Source organism: Bacillus safensis FO-36b, from assembly GCF_000691165.1.
Taxonomy (GTDB): domain Bacteria; phylum Bacillota; class Bacilli; order Bacillales; family Bacillaceae; genus Bacillus; species Bacillus safensis.
This window is the reverse complement of sequence record NZ_ASJD01000006.1, coordinates 146,638-164,923: the sequence shown is the minus strand read 5'-3', so window position 1 is coordinate 164,923 and position 18,286 is coordinate 146,638. Positions and strand designations below refer to the sequence as shown.

The 18,286-nt window shown below is 41.5% G+C and carries 36 protein-coding genes and 1 pseudogene; all 37 read left to right on the top strand.

Features of this window, described 5'->3' with window-relative positions; genetic code table 11:
• The first annotated feature begins 45 nt into the window (after positions 1–45).
• The 37 genes and pseudogenes from BA81_RS14030 (at position 46) to BA81_RS13865 (ending at position 18,286) form a co-directional block, all read left to right on the top strand.
• Positions 46–702: a DnaD domain protein gene (locus BA81_RS14030; protein WP_034282985.1), complete on the top strand. Its 657-nt coding sequence runs from the start codon at positions 46–48 to the stop codon at positions 700–702.
• Positions 605–1,534, top strand: a complete 930-nt coding sequence (locus BA81_RS14025; RefSeq protein ID WP_051627360.1) for a DnaA ATPase domain-containing protein — start codon at positions 605–607, stop codon at positions 1,532–1,534. The genes BA81_RS14030 and BA81_RS14025 overlap by 98 nt, the downstream gene beginning before the upstream one ends.
• A 1-nt stretch (position 1,535) precedes the next feature.
• Positions 1,536–1,712 carry a hypothetical protein gene (locus tag BA81_RS19805; RefSeq protein WP_169737557.1) on the top strand — a complete coding sequence of 59 codons (177 nt, stop codon included), beginning with the start codon at positions 1,536–1,538 and terminating at the stop codon, positions 1,710–1,712.
• Positions 1,713–1,805: 93 nt separating this feature from the next.
• Entirely contained in the window at positions 1,806–2,024 is a 219-nt protein-coding gene (locus tag BA81_RS14020; protein WP_034282981.1) for a hypothetical protein, read from the top strand.
• Positions 2,025–2,142: 118 nt separating this feature from the next.
• Positions 2,143–2,608 (top strand): annotated as a pseudogene (locus BA81_RS14015) (DUF1064 domain-containing protein).
• Positions 2,609–2,721: 113 nt separating this feature from the next.
• The gene (locus tag BA81_RS19800; protein ID WP_008348759.1) at positions 2,722–2,877 is read left to right on the top strand and encodes a hypothetical protein; all 156 of its coding nucleotides are present in this window, start codon (positions 2,722–2,724) and stop codon (positions 2,875–2,877) included.
• Between the two features lie 73 nt (positions 2,878–2,950).
• A complete protein-coding gene (locus BA81_RS14005; RefSeq protein WP_034282973.1) occupies positions 2,951–3,157 on the top strand; it encodes an XtrA/YqaO family protein in 207 nt (68 codons plus the stop codon).
• Between the two features lie 15 nt (positions 3,158–3,172).
• The gene (locus tag BA81_RS14000) at positions 3,173–3,421 is read left to right on the top strand and encodes a hypothetical protein (protein ID WP_034282971.1); all 249 of its coding nucleotides are present in this window, start codon (positions 3,173–3,175) and stop codon (positions 3,419–3,421) included.
• The gene (locus BA81_RS13995; RefSeq protein WP_034282969.1) at positions 3,418–3,882 is read left to right on the top strand and encodes a hypothetical protein; all 465 of its coding nucleotides are present in this window, start codon (positions 3,418–3,420) and stop codon (positions 3,880–3,882) included. Before BA81_RS14000 ends, BA81_RS13995 begins: the two co-directional genes overlap by 4 nt.
• Positions 3,883–3,909: 27 nt before the next feature.
• Complete coding sequence (locus tag BA81_RS13990; RefSeq protein ID WP_034282968.1) at positions 3,910–4,368, top strand: hypothetical protein; 459 nt, start codon at positions 3,910–3,912, stop codon at positions 4,366–4,368.
• Positions 4,369–4,389: 21 nt separating this feature from the next.
• A complete protein-coding gene (locus BA81_RS13985; RefSeq protein WP_034282967.1) occupies positions 4,390–5,082 on the top strand; it encodes a dUTP diphosphatase in 693 nt (230 codons plus the stop codon).
• A gap of 3 nt (positions 5,083–5,085) precedes the next feature.
• On the top strand, positions 5,086–5,469 hold the full coding sequence (locus BA81_RS19005) for a hypothetical protein (protein WP_051627359.1): 384 nt from the start codon (positions 5,086–5,088) through the stop codon (positions 5,467–5,469).
• Entirely contained in the window at positions 5,456–5,632 is a 177-nt protein-coding gene (locus tag BA81_RS19595) for a hypothetical protein (RefSeq protein ID WP_155267118.1), read from the top strand. Before BA81_RS19005 ends, BA81_RS19595 begins: the two co-directional genes overlap by 14 nt.
• A complete protein-coding gene (locus tag BA81_RS19955; protein ID WP_169737556.1) occupies positions 5,629–6,111 on the top strand; it encodes a hypothetical protein in 483 nt (160 codons plus the stop codon). The genes BA81_RS19595 and BA81_RS19955 overlap by 4 nt, the downstream gene beginning before the upstream one ends.
• Positions 6,108–6,278: a hypothetical protein gene (locus BA81_RS19590; RefSeq protein WP_155267117.1), complete on the top strand. Its 171-nt coding sequence runs from the start codon at positions 6,108–6,110 to the stop codon at positions 6,276–6,278. The genes BA81_RS19955 and BA81_RS19590 overlap by 4 nt, the downstream gene beginning before the upstream one ends.
• Before the next feature lie 2 nt (positions 6,279–6,280).
• Complete coding sequence (locus BA81_RS13965; protein WP_034282966.1) at positions 6,281–6,706, top strand: hypothetical protein; 426 nt, start codon at positions 6,281–6,283, stop codon at positions 6,704–6,706.
• 11 nt (positions 6,707–6,717) lie between these two features.
• Positions 6,718–7,008 (top strand): hypothetical protein, encoded by a 291-nt coding sequence (locus tag BA81_RS13960; RefSeq protein WP_034282965.1) that lies wholly within the window; start codon positions 6,718–6,720, stop codon positions 7,006–7,008.
• A 16-nt stretch (positions 7,009–7,024) separates the two neighbouring features.
• Positions 7,025–7,456 carry a hypothetical protein gene (locus tag BA81_RS13955; RefSeq protein ID WP_034282964.1) on the top strand — a complete coding sequence of 144 codons (432 nt, stop codon included), beginning with the start codon at positions 7,025–7,027 and terminating at the stop codon, positions 7,454–7,456.
• A gap of 168 nt (positions 7,457–7,624) precedes the next feature.
• Positions 7,625–7,885 (top strand): hypothetical protein, encoded by a 261-nt coding sequence (locus BA81_RS13950; RefSeq protein ID WP_034282963.1) that lies wholly within the window; start codon positions 7,625–7,627, stop codon positions 7,883–7,885.
• Between the two features lie 221 nt (positions 7,886–8,106).
• Positions 8,107–8,595, top strand: a complete 489-nt coding sequence (locus BA81_RS13945) for a sigma factor-like helix-turn-helix DNA-binding protein (RefSeq protein WP_034282961.1) — start codon at positions 8,107–8,109, stop codon at positions 8,593–8,595.
• Between the two features lie 3 nt (positions 8,596–8,598).
• Positions 8,599–9,054 (top strand): hypothetical protein, encoded by a 456-nt coding sequence (locus BA81_RS13940; RefSeq protein ID WP_034282959.1) that lies wholly within the window; start codon positions 8,599–8,601, stop codon positions 9,052–9,054.
• 97 nt (positions 9,055–9,151) lie between these two features.
• Positions 9,152–9,370, top strand: coding sequence for a hypothetical protein (locus BA81_RS13935; protein ID WP_034282957.1), 219 nt, complete (start codon positions 9,152–9,154; stop codon positions 9,368–9,370).
• 126 nt (positions 9,371–9,496) lie between these two features.
• Positions 9,497–9,664 (top strand): hypothetical protein, encoded by a 168-nt coding sequence (locus BA81_RS19790; protein WP_169737555.1) that lies wholly within the window; start codon positions 9,497–9,499, stop codon positions 9,662–9,664.
• A gap of 47 nt (positions 9,665–9,711) precedes the next feature.
• On the top strand, positions 9,712–10,431 hold the full coding sequence (terS, locus tag BA81_RS13930; RefSeq protein WP_034282954.1) for a phage terminase small subunit: 720 nt from the start codon (positions 9,712–9,714) through the stop codon (positions 10,429–10,431).
• Positions 10,418–11,722: a PBSX family phage terminase large subunit gene (locus tag BA81_RS13925; protein WP_034282951.1), complete on the top strand. Its 1,305-nt coding sequence runs from the start codon at positions 10,418–10,420 to the stop codon at positions 11,720–11,722. Before terS ends, BA81_RS13925 begins: the two co-directional genes overlap by 14 nt.
• Positions 11,719–11,994 carry a hypothetical protein gene (locus BA81_RS13920; protein ID WP_024720096.1) on the top strand — a complete coding sequence of 92 codons (276 nt, stop codon included), beginning with the start codon at positions 11,719–11,721 and terminating at the stop codon, positions 11,992–11,994. Before BA81_RS13925 ends, BA81_RS13920 begins: the two co-directional genes overlap by 4 nt.
• Before the next feature lie 2 nt (positions 11,995–11,996).
• Complete coding sequence (locus BA81_RS13915; RefSeq protein WP_034282948.1) at positions 11,997–13,457, top strand: phage portal protein; 1,461 nt, start codon at positions 11,997–11,999, stop codon at positions 13,455–13,457.
• Complete coding sequence (locus BA81_RS13910; RefSeq protein WP_034283039.1) at positions 13,438–14,358, top strand: phage minor head protein; 921 nt, start codon at positions 13,438–13,440, stop codon at positions 14,356–14,358. Before BA81_RS13915 ends, BA81_RS13910 begins: the two co-directional genes overlap by 20 nt.
• 2 nt (positions 14,359–14,360) lie before the next feature.
• Positions 14,361–14,549: a hypothetical protein gene (locus BA81_RS13905; protein ID WP_034282945.1), complete on the top strand. Its 189-nt coding sequence runs from the start codon at positions 14,361–14,363 to the stop codon at positions 14,547–14,549.
• Positions 14,550–14,689: 140 nt separating this feature from the next.
• On the top strand, positions 14,690–15,355 hold the full coding sequence (locus BA81_RS13900) for a phage scaffolding protein (protein WP_034282943.1): 666 nt from the start codon (positions 14,690–14,692) through the stop codon (positions 15,353–15,355).
• A gap of 12 nt (positions 15,356–15,367) precedes the next feature.
• Positions 15,368–16,354 carry a hypothetical protein gene (locus tag BA81_RS13895; RefSeq protein ID WP_034282940.1) on the top strand — a complete coding sequence of 329 codons (987 nt, stop codon included), beginning with the start codon at positions 15,368–15,370 and terminating at the stop codon, positions 16,352–16,354.
• Positions 16,314–16,616, top strand: coding sequence for a fibronectin type III domain-containing protein (locus BA81_RS13890; RefSeq protein WP_080701225.1), 303 nt, complete (start codon positions 16,314–16,316; stop codon positions 16,614–16,616). Before BA81_RS13895 ends, BA81_RS13890 begins: the two co-directional genes overlap by 41 nt.
• Positions 16,617–16,808, top strand: coding sequence for a Rho termination factor N-terminal domain-containing protein (locus BA81_RS13885; protein WP_034282935.1), 192 nt, complete (start codon positions 16,617–16,619; stop codon positions 16,806–16,808).
• A 4-nt stretch (positions 16,809–16,812) separates the two neighbouring features.
• Complete coding sequence (locus BA81_RS13880) at positions 16,813–17,109, top strand: phage head-tail connector protein (RefSeq protein ID WP_034282933.1); 297 nt, start codon at positions 16,813–16,815, stop codon at positions 17,107–17,109.
• The gene (locus tag BA81_RS13875; RefSeq protein WP_034282931.1) at positions 17,103–17,444 is read left to right on the top strand and encodes a phage head closure protein; all 342 of its coding nucleotides are present in this window, start codon (positions 17,103–17,105) and stop codon (positions 17,442–17,444) included. The genes BA81_RS13880 and BA81_RS13875 overlap by 7 nt, the downstream gene beginning before the upstream one ends.
• Positions 17,445–17,452: 8 nt before the next feature.
• Positions 17,453–17,872, top strand: coding sequence for an HK97-gp10 family putative phage morphogenesis protein (locus BA81_RS13870; protein WP_034282928.1), 420 nt, complete (start codon positions 17,453–17,455; stop codon positions 17,870–17,872).
• Between the two features lie 15 nt (positions 17,873–17,887).
• Positions 17,888–18,286: a DUF3168 domain-containing protein gene (locus tag BA81_RS13865; protein WP_034282926.1), complete on the top strand. Its 399-nt coding sequence runs from the start codon at positions 17,888–17,890 to the stop codon at positions 18,284–18,286.

Here is an 18,286-nt window from a genome sequence, read left to right as displayed (position 1 = left end):
TCCGCATCGACGGAATGACAGCTCTATGCGAAAGGGCGTGAGTAAGTGAATTACCTGAAAGAAATAAACGGCTTCATGCGATGGCTTGAAACAACAGAACTAAAACCTACCACTCAAGCATTGTGGTTTCACTTGATGGATATTAACAATAATTGCACCTGGAAAGAATGGTTCACGGTTTCCAACAGTCGTCTTTATTCGCGGTTAGGAGTCGCCGAAAAGACCATGATAGATCATCGGAAACTATTGATAGAACATGGCCGGATTGAATACAAGCCTAAAGGTAAATCAGCGGGTAGTTATCGCATCGTAAGTCTTGAGACTAAAGCAAGCATTGCCCCTGTACCTGACGAACCTGAAAAGCCGAAAGAAGAAAAACCAACACGACAGGAGGACAAGCCAATGAACCCATTCGTTTTTTTTGAAAGTCATTTTGGTGGCACATTAAGCCCGATTAATGCTGAAAAGATCAATCAAATGATTGATGATCACGGAGAAGCTAAAGTGATCGAAGTCATGAAAGAAGCTGTTGAGAAGGATCGAAAATCAATAGGCTGGGTTTCAGCGGTATTGTACAGACCAATCAACAAAGGAGGCAAGCAGGATGCCAAAGGCAACGCTAGACGAAGTGTTTCAAAGAATGAAGGCCAATCTAAAGTCACGCCAATCTTCGGTACAGGCCGTCTCAGAAGAAAAGTATGAATGTGATGAATGTAAGGATAAAGGAATCATCGTGTATCGGATTCACAAAAGCACGGAAGAGCGTATGAAAAAAGAGGGGAAACGCTTTGATCTTTCAGCTCATGAAATGGTTCGCGAAGAAGACTTTCTCGCTGGCAAAGTGTGCAGCCCTCAAGAAGCAAAGGAATGGAAAACGACTTATTCCCGTCAGTGTCCTTGTGTTGCTGAAAGAGCAGCACGAAAGAAGCAAATGAAGCTGATGAGTGCCAGCAACATTTCAGAAGGATTCAGGAAACTAACCTTTAAAAACTTCTCTCTTGAAAATAAGGCGGATGAGATTAAAGAGCTTTATAACTGTGCATTTGAATATGCTCAAAAATTTAATGAGATTAGAGACATGAGAGAAAACAGCATTGCCCTACTTGGTCAGTCAGGAGCAGGGAAAACACACCTTCTTACGAGCATTTCAAATGGATTTATAGAGCGGTATAAATTATCTGTCATGTATTTCCCTTATCTGGAGGGCATGACCGATCTACGAAAAGATTTTAGTCAACTAGCTACTAAGCTGGATCTTTTAAAGACCGTAGATGTTTTGTTTATTGATGACCTATTCAAGCCAATGGACGGCGTTCCTCAAGTGACACAGTGGCAGTTCACACAGATACAAGAGATCGTCAACTATCGTTATATAAATTACAAGCCGATCATGGTTTCATGTGAGCTTGATTTAAACCAGCTCTTGGAGATTGACGAAGCATTTGCAGCAAGAATCTATGAAATGGCAAAAGACTACACGGTCACTATTGAGAAGAATATAAAGTTAAATCATCGACTAGAAGGAGCGGTTTAAAATGTGCAACACATGCAATGACGAGAAAGTCGTCATAAACGAAAATACCTTCATGGCGGGCTTCTTCCCTTGTCCTGATTGTAACACCACAGGACGTAAGCAAAGCCTAAAGCCAGTCATCGAGCAATTAAATCAAATGCTTGCGAAAGCGCAAGCACTAGAAGGCAAGACAGCATGAAGACGATGGCAGCACTAATCACTATCGCTTTCACGGCATCATCAAGAGAAAGGAAGCTCCTGCAATGGATGCGGGATGACGGGAGGTAAGCGAATGAAGCAGGTAAAGTTTAAATTTGGTGACATCATCGAAAATGGATGGGCTGGCACAATGAACCCAACCAAAATAGGAATTTTTGTGAGGCATAAACGGAGAACAATTGAGTTAACAGACGGGGAAGGAAAGTTTTGGGAAGTCTACCACAATTCAGACCACAGAAACACCAGAATCGGAAGCATCTACGAAAATCCGGAGCTGTTAACGGAAAAATAATGAATCCTAGCATCACTGAACTACTGAAACGAACCAACCTAAACGAATCGGAAAAAGAAAAACTCGTTGCCGAACTGAAAAAGCACTTCCAGCAACGGAAAGCGAGGATCAACAAAACATGTCCAATAAATACGGCGCACGTAAAACGGTAGTAGACGGCTTCACCTTCGATAGTAAGGCAGAAGCCAAATACTATGAGCAGCTTAAATGGCTCAAGCAATCCAAGCAGATAAAAGATTTTTCATTGCAGCCACGTTTTGAACTGCAAGAAGCATTCAAAAAGAACGACAAGACTTTTCGGAAGATTGAATATATTGCAGACTTCGAGATCACTAAACTCGATGGATCAAAAGAAATAATCGACATCAAAGGCATGGAAACAAAGGAGTTCGCCATCAAGCGAAAGCTGTACGAACGCAAATTTGATACGCCGCTAAAGGTCATTGCTTTTGATCGGTCGCTAGGGTTCATAGAGCTGGACAAACTCAAAAAATTGAAAAAATTGAAAAGGAAGGCGGGGGAAACCAACTGTTAAACGTGGTAATAGCAGACGATCGTCCGTTGTGGGTTCAAAAAGAAGATAAGCTTATGGCCTGTATGACACGTTGCAAGCAGTTCAAACAATGTTCAAGCCGCTTCGGAGCAGATTGCAAGCGAATGGGCGGAGCAGAAATACCGAGGATCGGAGGTGGAAAACATGAGCGGAAAGCCTAACAACCCATACGCTGCGGGTCCAGTCATCGAGTGGAAGATGACTAAAGAGGAGCTAGAAGCGTATCTAGCAAAACATCCTATCGTATATCGAGAAGAACTAAAACCGTCACCAACGTTCCAGATGGATAAATGGGCATAAAAAAACACCGAAGCCGCTGCTCCAGTGCTAATTAAATCCAACACTTTAATTATAACACATGGGGGCGAAGCGGATGAACCAACCAACAGAAATAAAAGATTTTGCTACAACCATTGATCAGAATTTAGAACCTGGGAAGGTCCGCATCATCGTGATTGACGGCAACGAAGGAACAGCCCATATCACAGACGCGCCTGAACACGGAAAAACAATTATTCAAACTGCTAAAGGTCACTTTGCGAGAGTGGACCATGAAATAGGATTCAAGATCAAAAAATAAACGGGGGTTGAGATTATGAGTCTACCAAAACACGTTGAACTATCGCAGGCCGTCAAAGCCTGCAAAAACAAAGCGATGACGATTGATGATGCAGCTGCACATATAGGCGTGCCGGAATTTTTCGTACCAGTGCTTGCTGATTATTGCCCAGACTTGATCATAGAGGGCAATGTCATCATGGCAAAGCGTGAGTCAAACGGGCCTGTCATCTTCACGTTGCTGTTTTTCATGGGGATTATAACGATTGCTGGGTTGATGCAATGAAACACATTATTAAGTCTATTAAAAAGACTTATAACCTGTACAAGCAGCCGTTGCAGATAGGCGACTTGCTGGAGTTTAAACAAACTAACTGGATCATCATTGGCATAGAAGAAGTTTCAATCACATATAGCCAGCTTGAAATTGTATACACATGTCAAAATACATCTGAAAAAATACTGTATCAGCCAGAGACATTTAATCCTGCTGAGTATAAAACAGTGGATATTGTAGCAAGAATCAGAACGGGGAAAGAACACATCTTGAAAAAGATACAACTTGGAAAACTTGTGTGGATTGAGGGCAAGCCGTATCAATCAGTCGGGTATACAGATGTGAGCATTGAATACACGGATATTGTTGTCTCTTTTCTCGGCAGACCTATCAGACCTATTCCAGTCAAAGAGGTCAAAGCAAAACTATTGGAAGAACGGAAAAAAGCACTTAATTTGCAGCTTATATAACAGCCTAGCGGCTTAGGAGGAAACGGTATGAGTGAACATGTGTTAAAGGAATTTGAAACGCTTAGGGAAGCGGTTGAATTTATAAAGGACGAACTGAAAAAAACGGATGAGCGAAACACAAAAAACCTAAATGTAATTCGAACATTGGATCCTAGTTCAGCATCAGAATCTATGGAGGAAGGTAACATGCACGATAATTTGTTTTTGCTGTATTCGATTGATGACGGTCCTTTCTTCGTTTTTGAAACTGATTATGATTTAGAAAGTTGGCTGGAAAGTGATGCATGGGATGATTGGAACTTATGGGAACGTAGAGATATTGAAGGTTCGTTGAATGAAGATGTAATGATATGGAAGTTTCATAGAGATATTTGCAAGGAGAAGTGGGAGATATCTTACAGAGATTCAAAACCATTTATAAACGGTTGGTCCAGACAACGTAAAAACATTGAATTTCGAGCAGTTCCATCATTCTCATTAAATTAAATTGAAAAGGGGCCAACTAAAATGAATCTCGAAAAAATGTTTAAGATGCAGGCGGAGTTAGACAACCGCATCATCCGAGAAAAAGGGCTGGAAGGTCAAGACCTGCTGCCTAACACATATGTAGCACTTATCACCGAACTAGGCGAATTTGCGAATGAAGGCCGCTGGTTTAAGCATTGGAGTAATAAGAAAGAACCCAAAAGAAAAGTATTCACCACTGCAGGTGCAACACCAGAAAATGCTACTCACTTTAGATGCGAAAGTGATGATTGCGGTGAATTTCCGACCATAGAAGATTTTAAAAATTTGTTTGAACCCAATTATGATGAGTGTCCTATTTGCGAAGCTGGAAGCGTGACTATATACCGTGAAGTTGATCCCTTGCTAGAAGAATACGCGGACTGCATTCACTTCTTCTTATCAATTGCGATTAAAAAGGGTTGGCATCTGTATTTATTAAAAGAATCCATTGAAGATTTCCAAAGGGAAGGCTTTGAAGGTGGGCTTTCAGAAGCATTTTTAAAAATGCAGTGGCATTTACTGAACTCTCGAATGTTTAGTGACGAATACACAAAAGAATCAAATTTTCGTTTAGCATGGTGGCTGTTTATTGCAATTGGAATCGTTGGCTTCGGCTTCACACCTGAACAAATAGAAGATGCGTACATGAACAAAAACGCCGTCAATCATAAGCGGCAGCAGGAGGGTTACTAGATTATGAACTACTCACTATATTTGATTGACGACAGACTCGTTATTGATCTTGGACAAGGCGAAAAGAGTCAGCATAAAGCGTTTAGCGGGGTTCCTGAATTAGTAGAAACACACACTTTCTATCAAGAACCAATCGGACAAGTTGAAATAAGCGATGAGCAACTGGCAAAGATCGAGCTTGATTTTCATAATGGCGGCTTGTGTGATTACTGCGATGAACTTTCAAACAAAGTGCGTCCTTCTCCTTTTATGGGTGACATCGGCTCAAGCATGTGTAAAGACTGCTGGGACATGACAAAGAAAGAGTATGCGGCATCACATGATGAGCATATAGGGGATTTTGAGGATTACCCTCACTGGAAGGGGAATACCGATGAAGCTCAATAAAAAGCAACAGCGGCAAATCATTGAACGAATGAACGACTTTGGAGAAAGAGGCGTGAAATCGGATGGAGCGGATAAAGAAGCTGTTGCAGGCATGGCTACTCTTCTTTGGATGCTACAGGTCTTAAACGTTGATATGGAAACACTAAAGGAGGAAGCACGATGAACGAAAATAACCCGATTATCTCATCTGTAATTACAAAGCTACACCAACAGCAGGAAAAAGGCCTGCAAAAGTATGGGGTTGAGGTTGAAACATCTTCCTACGACTTAAAAGGATGGTTGGAACACGCTCAGCAAGAAGCAATTGATTTTACAACATATTTAGAAACGGCCATTCAGTTGCTGGAGGAACAGGTTAAAAGCAAAAAAGAAGAAATGAAGTTTTATGAGGTGAACGAGCCGTATTACGCACTGATCAAAGCGAAAAACGATGAAAATGCTATGACAATCTATACTGATGTTGTCGCTGATGATGATGGGGGATTGTCAGAAGAAATAACCGAAGTTACAGAAGCATATGCAACAATCATATACAGCCGAGTAAATGGAGAGGACAACAATGTGATCCCGGTCAAAGAAGTGCTTGAGCATTTAACAAATGAAGAAGAAATGGTACTGATCATTGACGGGAGTTTGATATGAGGAAGGAATACAAAGAATTACAGATCATCAAACATTCATTGCAGCATTACATCACTAGACCGAATGCAACTGATAAAGAGATAACAGAGGAAAAACGTTTACTCCAAAAGATTACATGTGAAGTTAATGAACTGAAAAATCGGTACGGGATTACTAAGGGGGATTAATTATGAAAAAACTACTAATCACACTAACTATTATTATTGCGGCGGTGCTTTATGCGCCGTCTGCTCAAGCTGCTTGGTCAAACTGGCAAACGGAGGGATTCGGGCATCAAGCGAGAGTCTTTACGGATGACACCAATTACTATGCAGGAGCAAAAACGGTCGATTGGAGAGCGGAAAAGAAGGGATCGAGCACGCTTTATTACACCGCTGGAGTATATAAAAAGCGAAGCGGTGGCGGCCTAACTGATACGAACCTTGTACAAAGGGGCAGCTTCAAAGCGGCCACGCCTCTAAAGTCGTTTAGCGTGAGTGAAATTCGCAAGCGTACCGGCAAAGGAACATATGTTATCCAGATTGACTGCTACACCGATTCCAAGAAACGAAACTACATCGGGACCTTTGAGTCCGTTAAATTTAATATCCGATAGGCGGTGGCGGAATGGATGAGAAAAAAGAGTTAGAAAAAATAAAAGAGTCTTACTTAGATTGTGTTGATATGGCACTGTCTCAGGGTGAGACTTTACCCTATTACGATATAGAGGTATCAGATATGTCGTTCCTTATTAAACTGGCTGAAAAAGGTCTGAATAGCGATAGGGAGTTAAGAGGCTTATACGAGTGTGTGAAAGTAATGCAGGAAATCAAATTAATATGCGTAAGGGCAAAACATCATTATGTTGAAAAAAAGGACATCGAAGACATTTTGAAATTGCTTGAAGGCATAGTGTGAAATTGGAGGTAGCGGAATGACAATCAAACTATCAAACCTGCCTGACGATACGAAAATAATCAATGAGAGCGGATTTCTGCTCCAAACAGCTGCTGAAACAAAAGAAGATATTTTAGAAAGAGGCGAACGCCATCACGAAGATACATGGTCTCTCTTATTGGATGACAATGTTTTCGGTGATGAGGTAGAAATAGATGTACTTCCAGTTAAAATCGTATGTCCTCATTGCAAGAGCGCTGATGGATTTTTCACGAAAGAGAGAGTAACTGGAACAGCTCACATCTACTACAATTCAGTAGGTGATTTAGAAATAGAACAAGGCTCTATGTATGACGGCCTGAGACACCACGGAGGCACAAAAGCCTATTGCAGAGAATGTGAAAAGCTACTTGGTAAAACAGAGGAACTGGCATCGGGAAATAACGAGGAAGAAAAATGGTGGAGGTAGCGGAATGAAATATAGAGTATATGACGACAGGTCCACTGCAATACTTTTTGAATCAGATGATAAATCAAAGTGCTATTTGTATATCATGGAGAATTATTCCGAAGGCGACGATGATTGGGAACATATTTTCATAGATACAATTTAATAAGTCCAAGCGGAGGTCCTAGAATGAAGTATAGAAAAAGACCAGTTGTCATTGAGGTTGAAGCGATTCAATGGACCGGGAAAAACCATGAAGACATCATAGAATTTTTAGACCTTCGTCCCGATGTATTGGAAGTAAGATTTAGAGGCGGTATATTGCACATCGTAAAAGAGAAAGAATTGTTAGTTACTCAACCGGGAAAATTTATTGTATGGGAAAACGGAAACACGGATACCTGCTTTGCTGATGATTTTGAACGAGATTTTGAAAGAGTAACTAAATAAGTCCAAGACGGAGAGCCTGCGGACACTGATCAACACCTTTTAAGGGTGCTGGTTGGTGTCCGTTTTTTATTTGTCGGAAAGGAGCGGCCATGAAGAAGGAAAAGCCAAAAAAACGACCGCAGGAGCTTACAGAAAGAGAGATACGTGAACTCATGGTGCAAAACATGCAAAGGCTGAAAAGAGCCAAAGGTGGGGCTTATAAGCGTAAATAGGAGGAAACGATGAACAAGTTGATTCTTGAGTATAAACGAGCGTTAAAAGATACAAAAAGAAGATATGAGCAGCTGGACGAAACAGATCCAAGCCGCAAGATTTTCAGTGCCATGATAAATGACCTTGAGTACGTGGTGAAATGGTTATCCACTGGTAGGCAGCCGGAAGCAAAACGAGCGATTGACCGAAGATCCGTATATCAACGCACTGTATTTGCTTCACCAGAAGTGCTTGAGGCTTTAGCAAATGAATACAACTTCGTGAAAGAGCCACCACGAAAATTAAGTGATGAAGATAAAAGGCTGATCGAGTACGCCTTATCCACCCTTACACAAAAGCAAAAGGAAATGTATCTCTCACATGTTGCTGACGGCAATTCATTAGATAAGATTGCAAGTCTCATGGGAGTTAGTAAAGGAACGGTTCAAAAAACTGTAGATAGAGCAAAGAAAAAGATTGCTATTCAACTAGATTTAATACGATCGAAGGGAGCATGAACCATGAACAAAAAAGAGATTGAAGGACTCATTCACAATTATCACTGGATGGCGAAAGAGGTTCAACGGCTCCAGCGTGTTTTATACGGCACTGACATACCTATGCGAAGTTGGGGTGTGGCGCAATACGGTATCGAGGCAACTCTTCCAAAGGGGAGCAAAGGGAAAAGCCAAGCTGAATTACGTGACATGGATATGAGGGAAGAAAGATTGTTTAAGAGACTTCGTAAGTTTGAAGAACGTGTATATGCGATAGAGGCAGCAGCAAGCAAAATCGAAGGAGAGAAAAACAGAGTGGTTTATGACTGCATGATGGAAGGGATGAGCTATCGAGCCATTGGACTTCACTTGGGGCTGTCTCGTGAAAAGGTCCGTCAGATGAAAGATAATATCATCGACCAATTATGCCAATATTGCCACTTTGTGCACTTGTTGAAAGACGAAAAATCCGTAGTGTAAAATGGAAGGCAGGACGGGGAGGCACAATTTTCCCGCGTCACCACAAATTAATATATTTTCACTTTCTGTCGATAAAAAGGCAGGAGGCGATATTATTATGTGGAACAAAAACCATTTGAGTACTTATAATAAAGCAGAATCACCTTTGTTTTCGGTTCAAGATAACGGAAAAGTAGATATTTTGAACAAACAAGGTGACGAAAAGAAAATCGGTTTAACACCTGACGGCATGTATGTATTAATGCAAGCATGGCTTCAAACTAACCATATGCTTGACAGAGAAAAAAGAGATAAATTAATAGAACTATTGAAATAGCATCCTGCGGGGTGCTTTTTTTGTTCCCTGTAAACTGCTTCCGGTGAAGAATCTCTATAAAAAGTATCGGCTTAAAGGTAGAGTGCGGCGGCAGTTTAGAGCGAATAAATCAAAGGAGTGAATGACATGACAACGGAACCGCCTTTAGGTGTTATTCCTAAGTGGCTTCATGATGAACGTAGAACAGAAGATATTGCAGCAGCTATTGAACGAAGAATATCAGCAAGATCAGAAATTCCCCTTGAGTGGTTTGAAGAGTACAACAACCTCATCAAGAACCAAGTGAAGAAATAAAATCCCGAAACAAACACGAATCAGAAGGAGGCGGCAGGTGAATGTAAATGGAATCCAAGCACATTCAGGCGGAGAAAGATTACGTCAAAGGTATGAAATACAAGGACCTTGCCGAGAAATACGGGGTGTCGATCAACACCATAAAGTCATGGAAAAAGCGGCATGGTTGGGAAAGAAAAAAGGGTGCACCCAAAAGAAAAAGTGTGCACACAAAAAAGGGTGGTCAACCCGGTAACGTTAATGCGTTAGGTAACAGCGGGGGAGCAGCACCAATACGAAACCAAAACGCAAAGACGCATGGCTTTTACTCAAAGCACATGCCGGCAGAAGCGTTTGAGATCATGCAGGACATACAAGAGTTTTCACCTGTTGACCTGCTGTGGGAGCAAATACAAATTCAGTTCACCGCTATTGTGCGGGCACAGAAGATCATGTTTGTCGAGAATAAGGATGAAATGATCAAAGAACTGAAAAAGAAAAAGTCAGTTGTTTCAGATTCAGCTGATATTGAAGAAGAAGAATACGAATTCCAGTTTGCTTGGGATCGTCATGCCACATTCCTAAACGCTCAATCTAGGGCAATGTCTGAGCTTAGGGGCTTAATAAAGCAGTTTGACAACATAGCCCATGAGACAGACGAAAGACGGCTTAAACTGGAGCAGATGCGCTTGAACATTGATAAAACAAAAGCCGAAGTCGAGAAAATGGAATTAGGTGACGTTGCACCAGTTTACATTGTTGATGATATAGGTGATGACGATGATTAAAGTATCGGAAGTGCTGGCACCGGCATTTCGTGAGTTTTGGAGATACAGAAGAGCAAAAGAGCACCTTCATTATGTTATGAAGGGTGGCCGTGCCTCTGGTAAATCGTTTTCAGCGGGACTTGGTGTGGTAACAGATATTATCGAATATCCTGTTTCCGCTCTCGTGTTGCGTAAAGTACAGAATACGCTTCTTAAATCAGCTTACGCACAGATAAAGCAAGCAACGATAACGCTGGGTGTCTCTCACTTATTCAAGTTTGTTCCTTCTAGGTTAGAAATCACATACAAGCCGAGAGGGAACAAGATATATTTTGCAGGTGCTGACGATCCTGAAAAGCTCAAATCAATCAAAGACGCTGATTTTCCAATAGGTGTTATGTGGATTGAAGAGCTTGCAGAATTTAAGTCAGATGAAGAAGTAAGCACCATCATGAACTCGGTGTTACGTGAAGAACTAACACACAAAACAAAGCCAGAAAACCCACGTAAACGGGCAGGGAAGTTTGATTATACGTTCTATTACACTTATAACCCGCCAAAACGTAAGCAAAATTGGGTTAACAAGAAGTATGAAACGTCTTTCCCTGCCGAAAACACGTATATTCATCATTCCACTTATTTAGACAACCCTCATCTATCAAAAGCGTTTATCAATGAGGCTGAGGAAACAAAAGCCAAAAATTATAAGAAATATAGATGGGAATATCTTGGGGAAGCGATCGGAACTGGTGTTGTTCCATTTGATAACCTTCAAATCAAGAAAGGCAGCATAACTGATGATATGCTCCGCTCCTTTGACAATATACGTCAAGGCGTTGACTTTGGATATGGTCCAGATCCGCTTTCTTTCGTCAGATGGCATTATGACAAGAAGCGAAGCAAAATATATGCGCTGGATGAATTATATGACCACAAAGTGTCTAATAGAGAACTAGCGAAGTGGATTAAATCAAAAGGCTATGAAAGCAATGAGATTACAGCCGATAGCGCTGAGCCAAAAAGTATAGACGAGTTGAAAAAGGAACACGGCATTAGAAGGGTTTCAGGAGCAAAGAAAGGCCCTGACTCGGTTCAATATGGTGAGGAATGGCTTGGTGATTTAGATGAAATAGTCATTGATCCATTAAGAACACCAAATCTAGCCCGTGAATTTGAGAATATTGATTATCAAACAGATAAAGACGGCAACCCGAAACCACGCCTTGAGGATAAAGAAAATCACTCTATTGATGCGACTAGATACGCGTTTGAGCGCGATATGCAACAATCGGGGGTGAGGGTATTAACGTGAAAAAGATCAGCTTTGAAACTGAAAAACCAAATGATTGGCGCAAAAAGAATCGTGTGCAGCTTAATGAAGATCAGAAAAACATAGTGGAATCATTAGAAAAAATGCTTGCTGATGCAAAAAGCGGAAAGATACACAAAATGATTGCTGTTTCTGAGGTTGACCAAGATCAGTACGTATTGGTTTATCGAGGTGCCACTTATCAAGAAGCATTGAATATGACACATACGCTAATGGATTACATGTTTGAACAATGGTATAGAGAGGAGGAATGACCATGTACCCAACATCGCCAACACATACAGAAGAGCTGATAAAAATCATCAAAGACAGCGCAGAAACATCCGACAAGCTACCCGATACAACCATTCTTCAAAAGCTGATTGATAAACACGCTGTAGAGCGGGATCAGATGCTCGAAGGTGTCGCTTATTATCTTAACCAAGCGGACATTAAGAAACGCGTTCGCTATTACTATAAACATGGCGTTAAAATGGTTGATACAGATAAACCGAACAATCGAATTTCTCATAACTGGCATAAGCTGCTTGTTCAGCAAAAGGTCCAGTATCTTTTAGGGAAACCGATCACCTTTAACGCAGAAGATGAAACGTTCCTTGCAGTTGTGAACGACTTTATAGACGAAGATTTTGACGACTGCATGCAAGAACTGCTCAAGAATGCTAGTAACAAGGGTAAAGAGTGGCTCCATCCATTTGTTGATGAAGAAGGTAATTTTGATTATCTTCGCATTCCGGCTGAGGAAGTCATACCGATTTATGATTCAACAAAAAAGCGCAGCCTGCTTTATGCTATCCGTTACTATGATGTTAAAAACATTGAAGATGAGATCACCCGCAAAGTGGAATTGTACACAGATGAACAGATTTTCTACTATGTAGAGCATAACGGGTCTTTGATCCAAGACTTTGAATATGAGAAGAATCCCGAAAGCCATTTCTACGACAAAGAAGGCAATGGATATGGCTGGGGTAAGGTACCGCTGATCGAGTTTAAGAACAATGAAGAGGGTGTCAGTGACCTTATCTTCTATAAAGACTTGATCGATCAATATAATAACAACATTTCAAATAACGCAAATACGTTTGATGAAATGCAAGACTTAATCTATGTCCTGAGAAACTTCGCAGGGCAAGATTTAAGCGAGTTTACAACAAATCTACGTCACTATAAAGCCGTGGAAGTGTCTGGTGATGGAGGACTAGAAATGAAGAGCGCTGAAATCCCGATGGATAGCGCAAATTCACATCTGGACCGATTAGAAGAGAATATTTACCGCTTCGGACAGGGAGTAAACAACAATCCCGACAAAGTGGGAAATTCACCAACCAATGTTGCTATTAAAAATCTATATTCCTTGCTTGATCTAAAGGCGAATGAAGCAGAGCGGAAGTTCCGGCCAGCTTTAAGCGCCTTTTTTTGGTTCTTCACTGAATATCTAAAGATGACAGGACAAGGAGAATACGATCCCACGCTCTTACAGATGACATTTAACCGCTCTCGAATGACAAACGAGCTTGAGCAGGTTCAAATGTCTAATCAGAGCACAGATTTAAGCCGAGAAACGCGTATTGCGAATCATCCGTGGGTTGATGACGTGGAAGCAGAATTAAAGCGTATCGAGGCAGAGGAAGCCGAATACAGAAACAGCATGCCGCCGTTAACTGAGATCGAACCAGAAGCGGGCGGTGATGAAGATGAACCAAAACGAGATTGATAAGCTGCTAGACGACATGATCGCAGAGGATGCCAAGAAAATTGATGCTGTCTTTGCACAGCGTTTAAAAGAGATTAATCAGCAAATCGCGGCCCTTTATGCGAAATACAGTATAGATGGCAAGCTGTCTATGGCTGATCTAAACAAATACAACCGCTTCAAAAAAGAAATGGAACGGATGACTGAGGAATCAAGCAAAGCATTCAAAACTGTGATCATCATTGTCGAAGCATTAGCCGCCAAGCAGTTTCTTGAGAATTACATGCGATCCGCTTATCTCTACGAGATAGAAGCAGCGGTGAAGATGGGTTATACGTTGCCGACAACGGCAATGATTCAACAAGCTATTCTAAACCCGATAGCTGAATTGACTCTTTCAGCCTTATATAAGCGTCACCGTGATGATTATGTCCGGCAGATTCAAATTTCCATTGCTCAAGGTATTCAAGCTGGTGAGGATTATAGCAAAATAGCCAAGCGAATTGAGAGAAGCACAGAATTTGCTCGAAAAAAAGCTCGTGACGTGGCGAGAACAGAGACTCATAGGGTACAAGTCTTGGGGAGAATGAAAAGCGCTGAACAGGCTTCTAAGCACGCCAATTTAGAAAAGACTTGGAATTCTACCCTTGACCTAAAAACAAGGCTGGGGCACAGAAAGCTAGATGGGAAGACCGCTAAAAATGGCTTGTTCGTTTCTATATATGGCGGTGTCGGCCCCGCTCCGGGTCATATGAACAACGCAAAGGATGATATAAATTGCCGCTGCACAGTCTCTTTCAAAGTGAATGGCAAAATGCCTGACACGAGAAGAGCGAGAAAAGGCGGTTCTGGAGCGGGTGAGGTCATTCCGTACCAAACCTATGAAGAGTGGTACAAAACAATTGAGAGAAAGGGGAAATGATGATGGAAAAGATCAGTCATGCTGTATTACATCTTAAAAGTGGCGAGAGAGTGGTTTTAAGCGAGCATGTGAGTAAACAAATTTTGGTTGCCATGAAAAAAGACGCTCTTTCAGCAGAAGAAGGTTACATCAACGATTGTAATTGCAGTTTCCCTATCAGAGAAATTCAAAAAATAGAATGGATTAGTTAGTCATTATGAAATTGTTTTTCTTTTGTCCTGAGCATGACATAAAAAGGCTCTTTTGCTCATTCTAAAGGCTTGGAGCCAAACTAAGCGTAAATCCTGTGCGTGAGGTGGACACGCAAAAAAACATCAAAGGAGAGGTTGAAATGAGTTTAAAAGAATTACTCGGTGATGATCTGTATGCTCAAGTCATTGAAAAAGCTGGAGACCAAAAGATTGATATTGTAAGCAATGGTCAATGGTTCCCTAAAGAGCGATTTGACGCTGTTAACAATGAAAAGAAGGAATTAAAAAGCCAGCTTGACGAGCGGGATCAGCAGTTAAGCACACTGCAAAAGCAAGCAAAAGGAAATGAAGAGCTACAAAACGCAATTGAGCAGCTGCAGGAAGAAAATAAAAAGGTGTCTGAGGAATATCAGCAAAAGCTGGACAAACAAGCCTTTGACTTTGCTCTCGAAAGTGCTTTACGTGATGCAAAGGCGCGAAACATTAAGTCTGTGAAAGCTAATTTAAACGTTGAAGATCTTAAATTGGCTGGCGATAAGGTCATTGGTCTTGAAGAGCAGTTAGCCGCTCTGAAAGAGAGTGACGGCTATTTGTTTGACACCGAAAATGATAACCCTCCAGGTTTAGCTGGAAGACAGCCACATGGAACAAGTAATTCAGCGGCTAATTTGCCAACTGCGAAAAATCCATTCAGTAAGGAACATTTAAACCTGACTGAGCAGGGTCAAATTTTAAGCAGTGATCCAGAGCAAGCTAAAAAATTAATCATCCAAGCAGGCGGGAATCCTGCAATCTATGGATTATAAAGGAGAATTTAAATGCCAGTAACTAGAGTTCAGGATGTTATCATCCCAGAAATTTTTAACCAGTACACAATGAATAACACTGTGGAACAAACAGCAGTATATCGAAGTGGAATTATTCAGGCTGTACCGGGCCTAATTGTTCCGAATGGCGGAGATACAGTGAATATGCCTTTCTGGAATGACCTTGAAGGAGATCCAGAAGCTATTCAATCAGATTTTGCTTTAACTCCAGAGAAAATCAAATCAGGTAAAGACGTTGCCCGGGTATTTGAGTATGGAAAGGCTTGGAGCGCAGAAGATTTAGCGGGAGAGCTTGCAGGATCAGATCCAATGAGAGCAATTGGGGATCGTGTGAACTACTATTGGGATAGACAGTTTCAAAGAATGATCTTCCTTATGTTGGATGGTGTCTTTGGTAGCAACATCACTAATAACGATGGTGATCTAGTCTTAGACATTTCGAGCGGTGACGGGAAAAAGTACACAACTTACCTATTTGCTGGCGGTGCTGTTGGTTATGCTCCGGGAATGCCTAAAACACCAACGGAAACAGATCGAAACTCACTAAAAGGTGAGGACATTCTGATCAATCGTAAGAAGTTTATTATGCATCCACGTGGTTTCAAATGGACTGAAGCTGATGTTGCTAAAGAAATGCCTACATTCAAAGAGTTGGCGAGCGCAAAGAACTATGAACGTGTTTATGACAAAAAGAAAGTCCGAATTGTGAAGATCATTTCCAATGAAGGGCCAGATGCAGCAGCTAAGTCTAAATTAAGCGGAGAAGTGATTCTTGATGCAGCTCAATTACTTGGGGATGCTAAAGGGAAATTTACTTCAATTGCAATGCATTCGGTAACGCATACAAATTTACAGAAACAAAACTTGATTGAGTTCATTCCTAACAACAGAGCTGATGTAGGTTTCGGAACATACCTTCAAAAATCTATTATTGTTGATGATTCACTACCAGTGGAAGAGCCTATTCCTACGCCCTAATGCGCCCCAAAACCTACGGTTTACAAGCACAAGTAAATCTGTGACTGTCAATTGGGATGCCGTAGCTGGGGCGGATTCATACAATGTTTATCGCGGAGCAGACAAGCGTTTTGATAAGAATGTAACCAAGCCTGAATACAGCACGGACGGTCTAACTCCTGATACTAAGTTAACAATCAATGTCACTTCTGTTAATGAGAGCGGCGAATCTGCAATGTCGGAAATCGCAACTAAAACAGAAGCAGAAGGAGGCACCGAGTAAATGGGAGCAACAACCTTTTGGCTCTTGGAACAAGAATTGAAAAGGCGTGCGAAGATTGAAAAAGATGCTCAAGACGACCTGTCTTATGAAGAAATGACTGTTGAGCAGCTAAAGCAGGAAGCGAAAGATAAAGGAATCGCTGGTTATTACAACATGAAGCGTGAAACACTGCTTGAAAAATTGAAAGGGTGATCCAATGGACATCCAACAGATTAAAAGAATGATAGAAATGACCACAGATAAGCACGATGATTACTTGTCTGAGGTTGTTCCTATTTTTGTTGAATATGCTTCTGATTTTTGTAAGAACAAGTTTGATGCAGATGACCTGCCGGCGGGTGTAAAATTCTTTGTTGCGAAAGCCGCTGAGTACAACTTAAAGCCAGCAGGTTTGGCAAGTCGAAGTATGGGTGATGTGTCGTACTCTTATGACACTGATTTTCCCGAAACGGTCACTAAGTACCTGTACCCGTATAGGAGGGCTTATTGGTGAGTTATGTATTTGAAGAGTTCCCACATGAAATCACGTTTCAAAAACTCGAAAAAGTGCCGGACGGTGGCGGTGGATACACTGAACAGTATGTGGACCATCTGACAATACCCGCTCGGGTCACGAGTGTTTCATCAAGAGAGTTTTATCAAGCTCAACAGCTGCAAAACCCAGTTGATCACAATGTCTATTTCGAGTACAGAGAAGACATTTACAATACCATGAGAATTAGACACAAAAATAAAATACTCACGTTGAAATCAGATCCTATTGATCAAGGCGGAGAAAATGAGATTATGTGTCTCAAATGCCAAGTGTCAGAGGTGCTAAATGGCTGAGGTGCTAAATGGCTGAGGTAAGCGGCAAATGGGCTAAACAAATGGCGAAAACGGTTGAGAAATTCGAGCGCAAAGTCATAGATCGAGCAAAACAAATTGTCACAGTAACAGCAGAACTCATTTACAGTCATGCTGTCATTAACGCACCAACAGCAATGATTGATGGCGGAAACCTTAAAAACTCGATTGAGGTTGAATATCGAGACGAAGGATTGAAAGCCATCATCACCGTTGGTGCCGATTATTCCGTATATGTGGAATACGGAACAGGAATTTATAGTGAGGAAGGCGGCGGCCGTCAAACACCGTGGGTTTACTATGACGAAAAGCTAGGCCGATGGGTGATGACTAGAGGTATGAGGGCGCAGCCATTCTTTAACCCAGCTGTCGAAGAAGGCATGAGGCACTTCGCAAGGGAAATGCAATAGAAAGGAGCTGCTTAAATGCGCTCATCATTGTGGCCGTTACAGGCTGCTATATTTGAAAGGCTATCAATGGACAGGAATCTAAACGAACGAGTCACAGGCGTTTTTGATGCGGTTTCCAAAGATATTAAAAAGCCTTATGTCTCAATGGGTGATGACGATGTTGCCTTATTTGAGACAAAAACATCTGCTGGCGAAGTTGTAAACGTGGTTTTACACTGCTGGTCAGATTACAACGGAAAAAAAGAAGCACAGCAGGTTATAGACCTTATGTTGCAAGCATTGACCAAAAGGCCCCTAGAAATAGAGGGCTTTTCTTTATGCCGTTCTGAGCTGAGAGGGATGCAGGTGATCACAGACATAGACGGATATACAAAACACGGTATCTTGCGAATGAGATACACGATAAACAATTGA

Excerpts from the sequence above, each read along its gene's own strand:
- BA81_RS14025 (WP_051627360.1), top strand. The coding sequence starts at position 605 with ATGCCAAAGGCAACGCTAGACGAAGTGTTTCAAAGAATGAAGGCCAAT.
- BA81_RS19805 (WP_169737557.1), top strand. The coding sequence starts at position 1,536 with ATGTGCAACACATGCAATGACGAGAAAGTCGTCATAAACGAAAATACC.
- BA81_RS14020 (WP_034282981.1), top strand. The coding sequence starts at position 1,806 with ATGAAGCAGGTAAAGTTTAAATTTGGTGACATCATCGAAAATGGATGG.
- BA81_RS19800 (WP_008348759.1), top strand. The coding sequence starts at position 2,722 with ATGAGCGGAAAGCCTAACAACCCATACGCTGCGGGTCCAGTCATCGAG.
- BA81_RS14005 (WP_034282973.1), top strand. The coding sequence starts at position 2,951 with ATGAACCAACCAACAGAAATAAAAGATTTTGCTACAACCATTGATCAG.
- BA81_RS14000 (WP_034282971.1), top strand. The coding sequence starts at position 3,173 with ATGAGTCTACCAAAACACGTTGAACTATCGCAGGCCGTCAAAGCCTGC.
- BA81_RS13995 (WP_034282969.1), top strand. The coding sequence starts at position 3,418 with ATGAAACACATTATTAAGTCTATTAAAAAGACTTATAACCTGTACAAG.
- BA81_RS13990 (WP_034282968.1), top strand. The coding sequence starts at position 3,910 with ATGAGTGAACATGTGTTAAAGGAATTTGAAACGCTTAGGGAAGCGGTT.
- BA81_RS13985 (WP_034282967.1), top strand. The coding sequence starts at position 4,390 with ATGAATCTCGAAAAAATGTTTAAGATGCAGGCGGAGTTAGACAACCGC.
- BA81_RS19005 (WP_051627359.1), top strand. The coding sequence starts at position 5,086 with ATGAACTACTCACTATATTTGATTGACGACAGACTCGTTATTGATCTT.
- BA81_RS19595 (WP_155267118.1), top strand. The coding sequence starts at position 5,456 with ATGAAGCTCAATAAAAAGCAACAGCGGCAAATCATTGAACGAATGAAC.
- BA81_RS19955 (WP_169737556.1), top strand. The coding sequence starts at position 5,629 with ATGAACGAAAATAACCCGATTATCTCATCTGTAATTACAAAGCTACAC.
- BA81_RS19590 (WP_155267117.1), top strand. The coding sequence starts at position 6,108 with ATGAGGAAGGAATACAAAGAATTACAGATCATCAAACATTCATTGCAG.
- BA81_RS13965 (WP_034282966.1), top strand. The coding sequence starts at position 6,281 with ATGAAAAAACTACTAATCACACTAACTATTATTATTGCGGCGGTGCTT.
- BA81_RS13960 (WP_034282965.1), top strand. The coding sequence starts at position 6,718 with ATGGATGAGAAAAAAGAGTTAGAAAAAATAAAAGAGTCTTACTTAGAT.
- BA81_RS13955 (WP_034282964.1), top strand. The coding sequence starts at position 7,025 with ATGACAATCAAACTATCAAACCTGCCTGACGATACGAAAATAATCAAT.
- BA81_RS13950 (WP_034282963.1), top strand. The coding sequence starts at position 7,625 with ATGAAGTATAGAAAAAGACCAGTTGTCATTGAGGTTGAAGCGATTCAA.
- BA81_RS13945 (WP_034282961.1), top strand. The coding sequence starts at position 8,107 with ATGAACAAGTTGATTCTTGAGTATAAACGAGCGTTAAAAGATACAAAA.
- BA81_RS13940 (WP_034282959.1), top strand. The coding sequence starts at position 8,599 with ATGAACAAAAAAGAGATTGAAGGACTCATTCACAATTATCACTGGATG.
- BA81_RS13935 (WP_034282957.1), top strand. The coding sequence starts at position 9,152 with ATGTGGAACAAAAACCATTTGAGTACTTATAATAAAGCAGAATCACCT.
- BA81_RS19790 (WP_169737555.1), top strand. The coding sequence starts at position 9,497 with ATGACAACGGAACCGCCTTTAGGTGTTATTCCTAAGTGGCTTCATGAT.
- terS (WP_034282954.1), top strand. The coding sequence starts at position 9,712 with ATGGAATCCAAGCACATTCAGGCGGAGAAAGATTACGTCAAAGGTATG.
- BA81_RS13925 (WP_034282951.1), top strand. The coding sequence starts at position 10,418 with ATGACGATGATTAAAGTATCGGAAGTGCTGGCACCGGCATTTCGTGAG.
- BA81_RS13915 (WP_034282948.1), top strand. The coding sequence starts at position 11,997 with ATGTACCCAACATCGCCAACACATACAGAAGAGCTGATAAAAATCATC.
- BA81_RS13910 (WP_034283039.1), top strand. The coding sequence starts at position 13,438 with ATGAACCAAAACGAGATTGATAAGCTGCTAGACGACATGATCGCAGAG.
- BA81_RS13905 (WP_034282945.1), top strand. The coding sequence starts at position 14,361 with ATGGAAAAGATCAGTCATGCTGTATTACATCTTAAAAGTGGCGAGAGA.
- BA81_RS13900 (WP_034282943.1), top strand. The coding sequence starts at position 14,690 with ATGAGTTTAAAAGAATTACTCGGTGATGATCTGTATGCTCAAGTCATT.
- BA81_RS13895 (WP_034282940.1), top strand. The coding sequence starts at position 15,368 with ATGCCAGTAACTAGAGTTCAGGATGTTATCATCCCAGAAATTTTTAAC.
- BA81_RS13890 (WP_080701225.1), top strand. The coding sequence starts at position 16,314 with ATGATTCACTACCAGTGGAAGAGCCTATTCCTACGCCCTAATGCGCCC.
- BA81_RS13885 (WP_034282935.1), top strand. The coding sequence starts at position 16,617 with ATGGGAGCAACAACCTTTTGGCTCTTGGAACAAGAATTGAAAAGGCGT.
- BA81_RS13880 (WP_034282933.1), top strand. The coding sequence starts at position 16,813 with ATGGACATCCAACAGATTAAAAGAATGATAGAAATGACCACAGATAAG.
- BA81_RS13870 (WP_034282928.1), top strand. The coding sequence starts at position 17,453 with ATGGCTGAGGTAAGCGGCAAATGGGCTAAACAAATGGCGAAAACGGTT.
- BA81_RS13865 (WP_034282926.1), top strand. The coding sequence starts at position 17,888 with ATGCGCTCATCATTGTGGCCGTTACAGGCTGCTATATTTGAAAGGCTA.